This is a genomic window from Streptomyces hesseae, assembly GCF_031845785.1.
Taxonomy (GTDB): domain Bacteria; phylum Actinomycetota; class Actinomycetes; order Streptomycetales; family Streptomycetaceae; genus Streptomyces; species Streptomyces hesseae.
In genome coordinates this window covers 1-13,558 of the sequence record NZ_JAVRFI010000009.1, presented here as the reverse complement: position 1 = coordinate 13,558, position 13,558 = coordinate 1, and the positions used below count along the sequence as shown (strand labels likewise).

Genomic DNA, 13,558 nt, shown 5'->3' with positions numbered 1-13,558 from the left:
CCGTGAATACGGCCGGGGCCCGGTGAGGCCCCGGCCGTGTCATTGATTGCGGGCGCGGTGGACTCGTGACTAGCTTGCAATGCCGCTCCACATTCCTTACGGCATCACCAGGCAACTCCAGGCCTCTTTGGCATCCCCGTCACCACGTCACGAGTCGAGGACAGAACAGATGAACCAGGCATCTCTCAAGGCCCTTGGCGCCGCCGTCGTCGGTGCCGCCATCGCCGTCGGCGCGGCGGGCACCGCCGCCGCCGGCACGCTGGAGTCGGTCACCACCACGGCCACCGGCGCGGCCAAGGGACTTCCGCTGGAGCAGGTCGCCCCGGCGGCCCCGATGGGCGGCCCGGCGCTCGTCGCCTCGGACCGGCTGATCCGCTCCGGCGTCCTGGAGCAGTCGGCGAAGGCCGCCGACACGGCGCTGGCCCCGCACCTGCCCACCGAGAAGCTGGACAAGCTCACCGGGCACCCGCGGGAGGCGTCGGCCGAGGCCACCACCCCCACCGGGAAGTCCGCCGGGAAGTCCGCCGCGGCCCCGGCCGGTAAGCCGGCCGCCGCCCCCGCCGACAACAAGGGCAACGCCGGTCTCCTCGGCGGCCTGCCCACCAAGGCCATCGCCCCCAACGGCCTCTCGCTGCCGGGTCTGGGCACCCCCAACATGAAGTGACACGCGCGGAGTCGGACGACCGGACGAGCGAACGGGCCGCGCACCCCCGGCAGGGGTGCGCGGCCCGCGCGTCTTGCGGAAGAGGACCCGGCGGAGATCCCGGCAGAGGACCCGGCGGGTCACCAGGCCTTGGCGGCCGCCCGGGGGCTGCCCTCGGAGGGCATCAGGATCCACAGCGCGATGTAGAGGACGAACTGCGGGCCGGGTAGCAGGCACGACAGCAGGAACAGCACCCGCATCGTCGTCCGGGACGTCCCGAAGCGCTCGGCCAGACCCGCGCAGACTCCGGCGATCATCCTGTGGTTACGGGGGCGGACCAGCGGAGCGGACATGGCGGCGACTCCTTCGTATCGGGCGTATCGGGTTCACGTCGTCGCTTGACGATGCCTCCACGCTACGGCCGCCGCACCGGGCAAAGCGTCACTCTACGGGGCGATCCCGACCCTGGGGATCGTCGGGGTCAGGGCGCACTCCGCCTCCTCCCGGCGGGGGGCCCGGGTAGGTCCCGCCTCGGCCCTGCGGCGTAGCCGGGCCCGTACCGCCGGGACGACCGCGAGGTGGGCGGCCGTCACCCCGGTGATGTTGAGCAGCAGCGCGTCCACGTCCAGCACCTGGCCCGCCACCCCGCTCCCCACCACCTGGAGGGCCAGCGAGAGCATCGCGCTGGTGAAGACCGTCCGGGCCAGCGAACCCAGCGTCGACGCCGTGAGCCGGCCCGCCGCCCAGGGCAGCAGCACCCCCAGCGGCGCGAACGGCAGCACCGCCGCCCCCAGCGAGCGCGCGGCCGCCCAGGGACTCAGCGCCAGATCGGCACGGATCGTGGCCAGCGGCTCCATATGCGCCGGGCTCACCCAGGGCGCGGTCAACGGCCGCAGGGCGAGCCAGCCGACCACGAGGAGATGGACGGCCAGGAGGAAACAGCCCGCCACGCGGTAGCGGTGTCGGAGGGCGGGCGTACCGCCGTAGCCATGACGCTGCACGCCCCCCATGACGCTGCACGCGGGGCGCGCGGTTCCGCGTCCGGGTACAGAGAGTCAGCGCCCGTCGGCCGGTGGCAGGGGGCTGCCGTTGCTCTGCACCGTCTCCGGATGCGTACGGGTCTCGTCGGTGCAGACGTAACTCCTGGGGCGGTCGCCCGTCGGCCCGCCCAGGATCACCGTGGGCCGCGCGTCGGCCGCCGGCGTCCCCGCGAACGTGCACACGACCTGCGCGAGCGCGAGCGGGGCCAGGTCGTCGGGGGGCATGTTCAGCCGGAGCGTCCCCGCCGGATCGCCCTTCGCCGGACCGCCGACGGTCAGCTGCTGGGGGACCGCCGTGGAGAAACCGGCGTCGTCCTCGGCGGGCGAGGGCGGCCGCTTGAGCTCGTCCAGCAGCGCCCGGGCGAGCGCCGCCGGGTCGCCGCCCTCCGGCACGGACACCAGCCGCGTCACGGGGAGTAGCAGCGAGGTGCACAGCAACTGAACGGACGTGGTGGCGCTGCCCGCGGTCGCCGAGGCCTGCGGACCGTGCACCACGCACGTGGCCCGCGAGGGCGCGCTCCCGGCGTCCACGGGCACGGCCGTGCCCCGGATGCCGCAGCCCGACAGCCCGGCGGCGAGCGCGGACACCCCGGCCGCCAGGGCCACCGTGCGGACGACGGCGGAACGAACAGAACGGGTGGAACGGATGGAACGGGCGGATCGACGGGACGGACCGGACCGGTGGCTCATCGGCTCTCTCCCTCGGCCGGGCCCCGCTCGGGCGCCGCGCCGGCGCCGCCGTCCGGCTCCGATTCGCGCGGCAGCGTCAGGGTGAAGACGGCACCGCCCTCGGCGGAGTTCTCGGCGGTGATCTCACCGCCGTGGATATGGGCGTTCTCCAGCGCGATGGACAGGCCCAGACCGCTGCCCTCCGAACGCGGCCGCGACGCGCTCGCCTTGTAGAAGCGGTCGAAGACATGCGGGAGAACATCTTCGGGGATGCCCGGCCCGTGGTCGCGCACCGCGATCACCAGCGCTTCCTCCGTCTGCCGCACCGAGACCCGCACCGGCGAACCGCCGTGCTTGAGGGCGTTGCCGATGAGGTTGGCCAGGATCACATCGAGCCTGCGCGGGTCGAGCCGGGCCATGATGCCGCGCTCGGCGTCCAGCTCGACGGCGTCCAGCCAGGCCCGCGCGTCGATGCACGCCGTGATCTGGTCGGCGATGTCCACGTGGTCCAGGACCAGCCGGGCCGTGCCCGCGTCGAAGCGGGTGACCTCCATCAGGTTCTCCACCAGGTCGTTCAGCCTGCGGGTCTCGCTCACCACGAGCTGCACCGCCGGCGCGATCATCGGGTCGAGGGAGTCCGCCTCGTCCTCCAGCACCTCCGTCACGGCGGTGATCGCCGTCAGCGGGGTGCGCAGCTCGTGCGACATGTCGGCGACGAACCGGCGGCTGGCGGCCTCCCGGGAGCTGAGGTCCTCCACCCGCTTCTGCAAGGCCTCGGCCGTCTTGTTGAACGTCCGCGACAGATCCGCCAGCTCGTCCGTGCCCGAGACCCGCAGCCGGGTGTCCAGCTTCCCCTCGCCCAGTCTGCGCGCCGCGTCGCCGAGCCGCTGCACGGGCCGCAGCACCGTGGAGGCCGCGGCCTGCGCCAGCAGCGCCGAGCCGATCAGCGCCAGGCCGGTGGCGATCCCCAGCGACCAGGCCAGGGAGTTCAGGTCGGCCCGCTCGTTGTCCAGGGATTTGAGCAGATAGCCCGTCGGCCCGCCGCCGATCACCTTCGCGCCGCCGACCAGATACGGCTTGCCGCCGAGGGTGATCCGCTGCCAGTACAGGTGGTACGGGTAGGGGTTGGACTCGTCGACCTTCCGTTCCCGGTTGACGGCGGTGACCAGCGTCTTCGGCACGACGGTCAGGGTGAACAGATCGCGGTCGGAGGGCGCGGCGCAGGTGGTGCCGCCCTTGACGGCGCCGATCAGCAGCACCTCGTACTTCTGCGAGGTGGCCGCCATCCGGTCGGCCGCCTCCTGGAGATCCGCGCACGTGGGCACGAGCGGCAACGAACCGGTGTTGTCCTGCAACGACTTGCGGAAGTCGTCCAGGGCGGCGTTCTGCGTCCGGGTGAGGACCGCGTCACGGTTCAGCCAGTACGCGATGGCCGACGCGGAGACGGCGGCGGCGAGGGCCACCAGCGCGAAGACCAGCATCAGGCGCAGCCGCAGGCTGATCCACCGCATCCCCGGTTTCAGCACGTTCCTGGCCGCCGCCCAGCCCCGCACCCGACCGGGCTCTTCTGTCACTGTCCGCTCTCAGTCCTCGTCATCGTCACTACCGCCCCCGGAACCACCTGTAATGGCAGGGCATCACTGCGGGGCATCCAGCCGGTACCCCACCCCGCGGACCGTACGGATCAGCGTCGGGGAGGACGGCACGTCCTCGACCTTGGCGCGCAGCCGCTGGACACAGGCGTCCACCAGCCGGGAGTCGCCCAGGTAGTCGTGCTCCCACACCAGCCGCAGCAGCTGCTGCCGGGAGAGCGCCTGGCCCGGCCGGCGGCTGAGTTCCAGCAGCAGCCGCAGCTCGGTCGGGGTCAGCTGGAGGTCCTGGCCGTTCTTGGTGACCGTCATCGCCGACCGGTCGATGACCAGGGAACCGAACGACGCCGAGTCGCTGGACTCCCGCTCGCCCCGGCGCAGCACCGCCCTGATCCGGGCGTCCAGCACCCGGCCCTGCACCGGCTTGACCACATAGTCGTCGGCGCCGGACTCCAGCCCGACCACCACGTCGATGTCGTCGTTGCGCGCGGTCAGCAGGATGATCGGCAACTGGTCCGTCCGCCGGATGCGCCGGCACACCTCGAAGCCGTCGATGCCGGGCAGCATCACGTCCAGCACGATCAGATCCGGACGCTGCTCCCGCAGCATCTTCAGGCCCTCCTCGCCCGACGCGGCGGTCACCACACGGTGACCCTGGCGGGACAAGGAGAACTCCAGAGCCGTGCGGATGGCGTCGTCGTCCTCGATCAGCAACAGGAAAGGCACAGTGGTCATTCTGGCCTAAGAGTGGCCGGTAGTTCGACAGAAGGACGCCGCAGCGACCCCGGCCGGTCCCGCAACGGGCGCGGCGGGGCCTGTTGCAGTGCTGTGACAGTCGGCGGACAACGCCATGAAACTGGCCCGGCAGGCTGTGATGCACCGGGCAGGACAGAGGTCCGGGAAACACTGCCGGACCCAACTGGCTCCACCGACGGGGGGCGCGAGATGAACGCACTGCACGCCACTGCGACCAGCGCAGTTCGCACGCGCCTGCACGACGCCGGGCGGGGCACCGAGAAGTCCGGTGCCGTGGGCGGGCGGGGGTGCGCTCGCGGCACCGGACGCACGGCAAGGCCGCCGTACATGGTGGCCATCGACGCGATCGCGTACGGGGAGGCCACGGTGGGCGCGGGGGGCGCCGCCACGGCCGACGGGGGGAGCGACACCGGTGTGTCGCGGACGGAGGCGGAGTTCACCGCCTACGTCCAGGAGCGCCGGGCCTCCCTGTACGCGACCGCGTACCACCTGACCGGTGACCGCCACGAGGCGGAGGACCTGCTCCAGAGCGCGCTGTTCTCCACGTACCGCGCCTGGGACCGGATCTCCGACAAGGCGGCGGTCGGCGGCTATCTGCGCCGCACCATGACCAATCTCCACATCAGCGCCTGGCGCCGCCGGAAGCTGAACGAGTACCCGACCGAGGAGCTGCCGGAGACGGCCGCCGACTCGGACGCGATGCGCGGCACCGAGCTGCGCGCCGTGCTCTGGCAGGCGCTCGCCCGGCTGCCCGAGCTCCAGCGCACCATGCTGGTCCTGCGCTACTACGAGGGCCGTACGGACCCGGAGATCGCGGAGATCCTGGACATCAGCGTCGGCACGGTCAAGAGCAGCATCTGGCGGTCGCTGCGGCGGCTGCGCGAGGACGAGACGATCGGCTCCGAGCGGGGCGTCCGCGAGTCCTTCGGGGAGCTCGTGGCGTAACGGACCCGGGTCGTAACAGACCGGGTCGACGGGGGGAACAGCAGGACCAACGGGGGAAAACGGGGGAAGAGAGCGGGCCGGCGGTCGGGGGGATCGCCGGGCCCGCTCTCGCCGTTTCTTCAGAACGCGTTCTTCAGACGTGTTTCTTCAGACGCGGACGGTCTCGCGGTGGCCGGCGGCCGCCGCGGCGATCCGGCCCATGGCGGTGTCCCGGCCGCAGGCGAAGGCGCCCAGCGCCGTCTGGCGGGCCACGATGCCGCGCTCGGCGCGCATCAGCCGCAGGCCGCGCCGGACCAGGTACGGGACGGGCTTGCGGGCCTCGCGGATGTCGCGCAGCAGCCGCTGGCGGAATGTGGCGGAGGGGCGGCCGCGCAGGCACAGGGCGTCCGCGAGGTGCCCGAGTTCCCGGCAGCGGTCGATGACGTCGGCGGCGAAGATCCCCTCGGCGATGAACAGCGGGGTCCGCCCGATGTCCAGACGGCTCTCACCGGTCCGCGAGCTGGTGGAGATGTCGTAGACCGGCACGTTCGTCCGGAATGTGCGGCACAGCGCGTCGATCGCGGCCACGGCGGCCTCCGCGTCCCACGACAGCGGGGAGTCCCAGTCCGTGCCGCCGCCGTCAGGGAGGAGCGGCAGCGTCGGGTCGTCGCCCTCCTTGTAGAAGTCGTCGAGGTTGAGCACCGGCAGCCCGGTACGGGCGGCGAGGGAGGACTTTCCGGAGCCGGAGGGGCCGGTGAGCAGGATGACGCGCGCGGCGGGCGAGTGGGAGGTCACGGGACACCAGTGTGAGGCATTGGGCCGCATGGGGGATCCCCCTGGGTCGCGACGTGCGCGTTAAGTAGTCGATCCACTACGTTGCGTTGTCGTTCCTTACCTTCTCACGGCAGGTGGTCATGGCCTCCCACGCACGTCACGCACGTCACGCGTTCCCTCCCCCTCCGCGCCGGCGCACGCTGATGCGCGTCGGGCTGACCGTATCCGCGGGCGCGGCACTCGCCGCGGGCGGCACGGCCACGGCCCACGCCGAACCGCAGGCGCCACGCGCCCAGCTGGGCCGCACGGACGTCGGGGCGGCGTTCGTGGGCACCGGTATCGCCCTGGAGAAGTCCGTCGAGGGCCTCTCGCCGGTGCTGAAGTCCTTCAAGTACCACCCGCTGGCGGCCACCCCGGTGGACCCGCTGAACAACGGCGCCCGCACCCAGGTCGCGGACTTCAAGCCGGTCGGCACCGACGTGGTGACCTCCCCGGTCACCAACCGGGGCCAGGTCGGCGATCTGCCCCTGGTGGGCCAGGCGCTGAACGTGCTGCCGGGCAACGGCGGCTGAACCGGCGGCGTCCGGACACGACGAAGACGGCGGCGGCTTCCCGTGAGGGAAACCGCCGCCGTCGTCATGTCACGGCCGTCATGTCACGACCGGGGGCCGGTCAGTAGGACGAGCCGCCCGCGCCCAGCGAACCCGTCGGGTGCCAGACGGTCTTCGTCTCCAGGTACGCCATCAGGCGCTTGGTGCCCGGGTCGGCGGACCAGTCCACAGCCTGTGGACGGACGACGCGCTTGAGGTTGTCGGCCGCGGCCGTCTCCAGGGCCTTCGCCAGCTCGGCGTCGGCACCCGCGAGGTCGAGGGCGTTGACGTCCTGGTGGGCGGCGAGGGCCGGGAAGATCTCCGCGGCCTTGCCGGACAGGATGTTGACCACGCCACCGGGCACGTCGGAGGTGGCCAGCACCTCGCCCAGCGACAGCGCGGGCAGCGGCGCCTTCTCGGACGCGACGACGACCACCGTGCTACCGCCGGCGATCACCGGGGCGATCACGGAGACCAGGCCCAGCAGCGACGACTCCTGCGGGGCCACGACGGCCACGACACCGGTCGGCTCGGGGGAGGAGACGTTGAAGAACGGCCCCGCCACCGGGTTGGTGCCCCCGGCGATCTGGGCGATCTTGTCGGTCCAGCCCGCGTACCAGACCCAGCGGTCGATCGCGGCGTCCACCTGGGCGGCGGCCTTGGACTTCGAGAGCCCCTCGGCGTCGGCCACCTCGGCGACGAACTGGTCCCGGCGGCCCTCCAGCATCTCGGCGACGCGGTAGAGCACCTGGCCGCGGTTGTACGCGGTGGCACCCGACCATGCGCCGAAGGCCTTGCGGGCCGCGACGACGGCGTCACGGCCGTCCTTGCGGGACGACAGCGGCGCGTTGGCGAGCCACTTGCCCTTGGAGTCGGTCACCTCGTACACCCGCCCGCTCTCGGACCGGGGGAACTTGCCCCCGACGAACAGCTTGTAGGTCTTGAAGACACTGAGCCGATCAGACATCGAGGTAGGCCTCCAGACCGTGACGACCGCCCTCGCGCCCGAAACCGGACTCCTTGTAACCACCGAAGGGCGACGTGGGATCGAACTTGTTGAACGTGTTGGCCCACACCACACCGGCGCGCAGCTTGCTCGCCACGGCCAGCATCCGCGAACCCTTCTCGGTCCAGATGCCGGCCGACAGGCCGTACTCCGAGTTGTTGGCCTTGGCCACGGCCTCGGCGGGGGTGCGGAAGGTCAGCACGGAGAGCACCGGGCCGAAGATCTCCTCGCGGGCGATGCGGTGCGCCTGGGAGACGCCCGTGAACAGCGTCGGGGCGAACCAGTAGCCGTTCGCCGGCAGCTCGCAGGCCGGGGCCCAGCGCTCGGCGCCCTCGGCCTCGCCGCTGTCGGCCAGCGCCCGGATACGGGCCAGCTGCTCGGCGGAGTTGATCGCGCCGACGTCGGTGTTCTTGTCCAGCGGGTCGCCCACGCGGAGCGTGGACATCCGGCGCTTCAGGGCGTCCAGCAGCTCGTCCTGGATCGACTCCTGCACCAGCAGGCGCGAACCGGCGCAGCAGACCTGGCCCTGGTTGAAGAAGATCCCGTTGATGATCCCCTCGACCGCCTGGTCGATCGGCGCGTCGTCGAAGACGATGTTGGCGCCCTTGCCGCCCAGCTCCAGGGTGAGCTTCTTGTCCGTACCGGCGACGGTCCGGGCGATCGCCTTGCCGACGCCGGTGGAGCCGGTGAAGGCGACCTTGTCGATCCCGTCGTGCGCGACGAGCGCGGCGCCGGTCGTGCCGTCACCGGTGAGGATGTTGACGACACCCTTCGGCAGGCCCGCCTGACGGCAGATGTCGGCGAAGAACAGCGCCGACAGCGGCGTGGTCTCGGCCGGCTTCAGCACGACGGTGTTGCCCGCGGCCAGCGCCGGGGCGATCTTCCACGCCAGCATCAGCAGCGGGAAGTTCCACGGAATGACCTGGCCGGCGACGCCCAGCGGCTTCGGGTCCGGCCCGAAACCGGCGTGGCCCAGCTTGTCGGCCCAGCCCGCGTAGTAGAAGAAGTGCGCGGCGACCAGCGGGAGGTCCGCGTCGCGGGTCTCCTTGATCGGCTTGCCGTTGTCCAGGGTCTCCAGGACGGCCAGCTCGCGCGAGCGCTCCTGGATGATCCGGGCGATGCGGAAGAGGTACTTCGCGCGCTCGGAGCCCGGCAGCGCGGACCACTTCTCGAACGCCTTGCGGGCGGCCTTCACGGCCGCGTCGACGTCCTCGGCCGAGGCCTGCGCGACCTCGGACAGCACTTCCTCCGTCGACGGCGAGACGGTCTTGAAGACCTTCCCGTCGGACGCCTCGCGGAACTCGCCGTCGATGAACAGCCCGTACGACGGGGCGATGTCGACGACCGAGCGCGACTCGGGCGCCGGAGCGTATTCAAAAGCCATGGTCAGTCCACCGTCACATAGTCGGGACCGGAGTAGCGCCCGGTGCTGAGCTTCTGGCGCTGCATCAGCAGGTCGTTGAGCAGGCTGGAGGCGCCGAAGCGGAACCACTCGTTGGTCAGCCACTCCTCGCCCACGGTCTCATTGACCAGCACCAGGAACTTCATGGCGTCCTTGGTCGTCCGGATGCCGCCGGCCGGCTTCACCCCGACCTGTACCCCGGTCGCGGCGCGGAAGTCGCGCACGGCCTCCAGCATCAGGAGCGTGTTCGCCGGGGTGGCGTTCACGGCGACCTTGCCGGTGGACGTCTTGATGAAGTCGGCGCCCGCGAGCATGCCCAGCCAGGAGGCGCGGCGGATGTTGTCGTACGTCGACAGCTCGCCGGTCTCGAAGATGACCTTCAGCCGGGCGGCGGTGCCGTCGGGGCGGACGCAGGCGTCCTTGACGGCCTTGATCTCCTCGAAGACGGAGAGGTAACGGCCGGACAGGAAGGCGCCACGGTCGATGACCATGTCGATCTCGTCCGCGCCCGCGGCGACGGCGTCGGCCGTGTCGGCCAGCTTGACGGGGAGGGCGGCGCGGCCGGCCGGGAAGGCGGTGGCCACGGACGCGACCTTCACCTCCGAGCCCGCGAGGGCCTCGGCGGCGGTCGCCACCATGTCGGGATAGACGCAGATCGCGGCGGTGCGCGGCGTACCGCGGTCCGTCGGGTCCGGGTTGAGGGCCTTGGCGCACAGCGCCCGGACCTTGCCCGGGGTGTCCGCGCCCTCCAGGGTCGTCAGGTCGATCATGGAGATCGCCAGGTCGATGGCGTACGCCTTCGCCGTCGTCTTGATCGATCGGGTGCCCAGCGCCGCGGCGCGGGCCTCCAGCCCGACCGGGTCGACGCCAGGGAGGCCGTGCAGGAAGCGGCGCAGCGAGGCGTCGGAGGCGGTGACGTCCGCCATCGAAGCGAGTCGCTCAGCGGCCTCGTTGCCGGATGAGGAGAACCTCGGGGAGGGGGTCATGGTCACCGGATGAGCATATCTACGCGCGTAGCGCGTGTCACCCCCTCCGGAGGGCCTTCTTCCGGGGTGGGGGATATGTCATGACTCATCCATATTCAGTGGGAAGCGAGGGTTCATCTTCCGGTTGCTGTCGATGTTTGGTGACAAATACGCGAAGGCGTGATCACACAAGATCCATAGATTCTTCTCAGCAACACCGCCCGCCCTCTCCGGCCTCAACCGAACCGAGGAAAGCGGCATGCGAATCCCCTACCTCTGACTCCACACTAGGAGCCCTGCATGTCTGCTCTGTCCCCGCGCCGCCGCTCCGCACTGCGTGCCGCGATCACCACCGCCGCCCTCGCGGGTGCCGTTCTGGCCCCGGCCACCGCCGCGTTCGCGGCGGAGCCGACGGCTCCTGCGGCCCCTGCGGCTCCCGCCGCCAAGACGACCGAGTCGGCCACGGTCACCCCCGCCACCGCCAAGGCGGAGGAGAAGAAGACGGAGACCGCCACCGGCACGGGCAGCGCCATCAAGAAGGACACCGGTGCGAAGGTCGAGACGGGCACCAAGGTCGAGACGGGCACGAAGGCCGAGATCGGCACCAAGGCCGAGGCCGGTAAGGGCGAGGAGAAGGTCGTCGGCAGCTGGTGGCTGCACCGCACCCTCACCCTCTCCGACGGCAGCGTGGCGAAGGTCTACGAGTCGGGTCCGGAGACCCACCGCGTGGACATCATCTCGGGTGGCGAGGTCGTCAAGTCGGTCAAGGTCGACGGCCGGGACAAGACCTTCGAGTACAACGGCATGGAGCTCACGCTCACCGCCCTGACCGGAGAGGTCCTCGGCGGCCAGAAGGTCTTCGGCAGCTGGTGGCTGCACCGCAAGGTGACCCTCGCGGACGGCAGCCTGGCGAAGATCTACGAGTCGGGTCCGGAGACCCACCGCGTGGACATCATCTCGGGCGGCGAGGTCGTCAAGTCCGTCAAGGCCAACGGCCGGAACGTGACGTTCGAGTACAACGGCATGACGCTCACCCTCACCGCCCTGACCGGCGAGATCCTCAACGACAAGGGCGGCGCGGGTCAGGGCCCCGTGACCCCCGTCCGTTACGCGGGCAACGTCGTCTACATCGGCAACGGCATGGTGGCCGTGCTCCGCAACGACCCCGAGGCCGGCGGTCCCGAGGCGTGGATCCGCCACGTCGGCGAGCAGTGGAAGCCCGGCGACAACTACATGGTCAAGGTCGTCGGCAAGCTCGACCGCGACAACACGTCCGCGACGATCAAGGGCCTCCAGCTCCGCCTGGTCGACGCCGACGGCTCCGCCCCCGTGCTCGAGGTGAGCGGCGACAGCGGCACCAAGACCTTCGCCCTCCCCAAGGGACAGCCGGCCGGCAAGGCCGACGCCAAGGCCGCCACCACGGCTGTCACCACGGCCAAGGCCGCGAACAACGCCTCCGCCCAGAACGCCTCTGCCCAGCTCGCCCAGACCAAGGCGATCCCGGAGGGCGGCGTGGCCGCCGGCGCCGAGGGCGTGCAGGACGGCAATGGCACCATGCTCCTCGCGGCCGGTGGCGCCCTCGCCTCCGTCGGCGCCGCGGGCGTGGCCTTCGCGGTGCTGCGCCGCCGTGTCGCCGGCTCCGCCGCCTGAGCCACGACCCCATCCGCTCGCGAGGGCGGGCCGCCACCTCACCGGCGGTCCGCCCTCGCGCCGTAGCGCCCGTCCAGGAGCTCCGCATGACCCCCTCCTCCGGCGACCCCGCCCGCGCCCGCCGGGCCGCGGCGGGCGCGCTGCTCGCCGTCGCCCTCGGCGGCGGACTGCTCGCCTGCGGCACCGGCCCGCACACCGCCAAGGCCGGCGCCCATGTGTCGGCGACCTCGGCCCCGCGCCCCTCCGCCGCCCCCGCGCTGCCCGCCTCCAAGCCCGTACGCGTCAGCATCCCGGCGGCCTCGGTCGACACCGGACCCGTCCTCGAACTCGGGCTCGCCGACGACGGCACCGTCGAGGTGCCCTCCGTCGCCCAGGCCGACCGCATCGGCTGGTACGACAAGGGCGTCACCCCCGGTGAGACCGGCCCCGCCGTCCTCATCGGCCACTACGACACCGCCGAGGGCCCGGCCGTCCTCAAGGACATCGCCAAGGTCCGCGCCGGCGACCGCGTCACCGTCACCCGCGCCGACGGCTCCACCGCGACCTTCACCGTTCGCGAGCTGCAACAGGTCGACAAGAAGAACTTCCCCACCCAGCGGGTCTACGGGAACACCGACCGCCCGGAGCTCCGCCTCATCACCTGCGGCGGCGACCTCCGCGACGGCCACCGGCCCGACAACATCGTCGTCTACGCCGACCTCACGTCGAGCACTCCCGCCACCGGTCGTCCGTAGCCGCGCCCGGTCGTGCAGAATCGGCGCCATGACGAGATCCCCTGACGCCTCCGGCCAGGAATACGCCGAGCGGTGCTTCCGCTCCTCCGCCGGCATCGGCGGCGGCGTACTGCTGCTCGCCCTGTGCGCATGGCTGGGCGGCGACGCGATGCTGCGCGGCACGGGCAACGCGCCGTGGCTCGCGCTGGCGGGGCTGCTCTTCGCGGTGCCGCTGATCGTCGCGTTCACGATCCGGCCCGCGGTGTGGGCCGGGGAGGACCGGCTGCTCGTACGGAACCCCTTCCGCACGATCACCCTGCCGTGGGCCTCGGTCGAGGGCGTCCGGGCGGGCTACTCCAGCGAGGTCTTCGCGGGCGGGAAGAAGTACCAGCTCTGGGCGATCCCCGTGTCGCTCAAGCAGCGCAAGCGGGCGGCGCGGCGGCAGGCGCGGGATGCGGCGGAGGATGTGACGGGGCGGGTCTCCGTGACCGCCCGCTCCTCCTCCGGGGCTCTGCGGGCCCCGTCCGATCAGGCGATCGAGGATCTGCGGGAGCTCGCGGAGCGGGGCGCTTCGCGGGCGGGGGCGCAGGGTTCGCCCTCCGTGCGGTGGGCGTACGAGTTGGTTGTGCCCTCGGTTGTGGGGCTCGCGCTCTTTGCGGGGCTTGCCGCGGCTGGCTGACCGGTGCTTTCGGCTCGCCGCCGGTGGGGGTTTCCGCGCCTGGCGGCGCGGGATTTCGCCCACCCGCCCGCCCGATTGCCCGGAACGTGAGGGGGCGGGGTGGGGTGGATGGGCCCTGGTAGGGGCGTAAAGAGCTCTTCGCCGCTAGTGCCAAGTGC

General features: G+C 71.8%; 15 protein-coding genes. 6 read left to right on the top strand and 9 right to left on the bottom strand.

Translation table 11 applies throughout. From position 1 onward, the window contains the following. Positions 1-169: 169 nt before the first annotated feature. The gene (locus RM609_RS16000; RefSeq protein WP_311611483.1) at positions 170-664 is read left to right on the top strand and encodes a hypothetical protein; all 495 of its coding nucleotides are present in this window, start codon (positions 170-172) and stop codon (positions 662-664) included. A gap of 119 nt (positions 665-783) precedes the next feature. On the opposite strand, the gene RM609_RS15995 is transcribed toward RM609_RS16000, so the two are convergent. From RM609_RS15995 to afsQ1, 5 genes are all read right to left on the bottom strand, one after another. Further along, positions 784-996 carry a PspC domain-containing protein gene (locus RM609_RS15995; protein WP_311611481.1) on the bottom strand — a complete coding sequence of 71 codons (213 nt, stop codon included), beginning with the start codon at positions 994-996 and terminating at the stop codon, positions 784-786. A 93-nt stretch (positions 997-1,089) separates the two neighbouring features. Next, positions 1,090-1,644 (bottom strand): VanZ family protein, encoded by a 555-nt coding sequence (locus RM609_RS15990; RefSeq protein WP_311611479.1) that lies wholly within the window; start codon positions 1,642-1,644, stop codon positions 1,090-1,092. Positions 1,645-1,698: 54 nt separating this feature from the next. Beyond that, the gene (locus RM609_RS15985; RefSeq protein ID WP_311611477.1) at positions 1,699-2,289 is read right to left on the bottom strand and encodes a hypothetical protein; all 591 of its coding nucleotides are present in this window, start codon (positions 2,287-2,289) and stop codon (positions 1,699-1,701) included. Between the two features lie 80 nt (positions 2,290-2,369). Then, positions 2,370-3,863, bottom strand: a complete 1,494-nt coding sequence (locus RM609_RS15980; protein WP_311611475.1) for an ATP-binding protein — start codon at positions 3,861-3,863, stop codon at positions 2,370-2,372. Positions 3,864-3,989: 126 nt separating this feature from the next. After that, on the bottom strand, positions 3,990-4,667 hold the full coding sequence (afsQ1, locus tag RM609_RS15975) for a two-component system response regulator AfsQ1 (protein ID WP_189453544.1): 678 nt from the start codon (positions 4,665-4,667) through the stop codon (positions 3,990-3,992). A 219-nt stretch (positions 4,668-4,886) separates the two neighbouring features. Between afsQ1 and RM609_RS15970 the strand changes: the two genes are divergently transcribed. Further along, positions 4,887-5,642, top strand: a complete 756-nt coding sequence (locus tag RM609_RS15970; RefSeq protein ID WP_311611474.1) for a SigE family RNA polymerase sigma factor — start codon at positions 4,887-4,889, stop codon at positions 5,640-5,642. Between the two features lie 147 nt (positions 5,643-5,789). On the opposite strand, the gene RM609_RS15965 is transcribed toward RM609_RS15970, so the two are convergent. After that, entirely contained in the window at positions 5,790-6,446 is a 657-nt protein-coding gene (locus RM609_RS15965) for an ATP-binding protein (protein ID WP_311611473.1), read from the bottom strand. Between the two features lie 152 nt (positions 6,447-6,598). On the opposite strand from RM609_RS15965, the gene RM609_RS15960 reads away from it, so the two are divergent. Continuing rightward, positions 6,599-6,967, top strand: coding sequence for a hypothetical protein (locus RM609_RS15960; RefSeq protein ID WP_311611471.1), 369 nt, complete (start codon positions 6,599-6,601; stop codon positions 6,965-6,967). Positions 6,968-7,067: 100 nt separating this feature from the next. Here the strand turns inward: RM609_RS15960 and RM609_RS15955 are convergent, their stop codons facing one another. Genes RM609_RS15955 through deoC form a run of 3 tightly spaced genes read right to left on the bottom strand, consistent with a single transcriptional unit; the run spans position 7,068 to position 10,379 of the window. Beyond that, a complete protein-coding gene (locus tag RM609_RS15955) occupies positions 7,068-7,952 on the bottom strand; it encodes an aldehyde dehydrogenase family protein (RefSeq protein ID WP_311611470.1) in 885 nt (294 codons plus the stop codon). Beyond that, entirely contained in the window at positions 7,945-9,375 is a 1,431-nt protein-coding gene (locus tag RM609_RS15950; protein WP_311611469.1) for an aldehyde dehydrogenase family protein, read from the bottom strand. The genes RM609_RS15955 and RM609_RS15950 overlap by 8 nt, the downstream gene beginning before the upstream one ends. Positions 9,376-9,377: 2 nt before the next feature. Then, positions 9,378-10,379 (bottom strand): deoxyribose-phosphate aldolase, encoded by a 1,002-nt coding sequence (gene deoC, locus RM609_RS15945; RefSeq protein ID WP_311611791.1) that lies wholly within the window; start codon positions 10,377-10,379, stop codon positions 9,378-9,380. A 279-nt stretch (positions 10,380-10,658) separates the two neighbouring features. Here deoC and RM609_RS15940 point away from each other — a divergent pair, with 279 nt between their 5' ends. The 3 genes from RM609_RS15940 to RM609_RS15930 all read left to right on the top strand — a co-directional run bounded on the left by RM609_RS15940 (position 10,659) and on the right by RM609_RS15930 (position 13,400). Further along, positions 10,659-12,008, top strand: coding sequence for a hypothetical protein (locus RM609_RS15940; protein ID WP_311611468.1), 1,350 nt, complete (start codon positions 10,659-10,661; stop codon positions 12,006-12,008). Between the two features lie 86 nt (positions 12,009-12,094). After that, a complete protein-coding gene (locus tag RM609_RS15935) occupies positions 12,095-12,742 on the top strand; it encodes a class F sortase (protein ID WP_311611467.1) in 648 nt (215 codons plus the stop codon). A gap of 28 nt (positions 12,743-12,770) precedes the next feature. Beyond that, positions 12,771-13,400, top strand: coding sequence for a PH domain-containing protein (locus RM609_RS15930; RefSeq protein WP_311611465.1), 630 nt, complete (start codon positions 12,771-12,773; stop codon positions 13,398-13,400). The last annotated feature ends 158 nt before the right edge of the window (positions 13,401-13,558 follow it).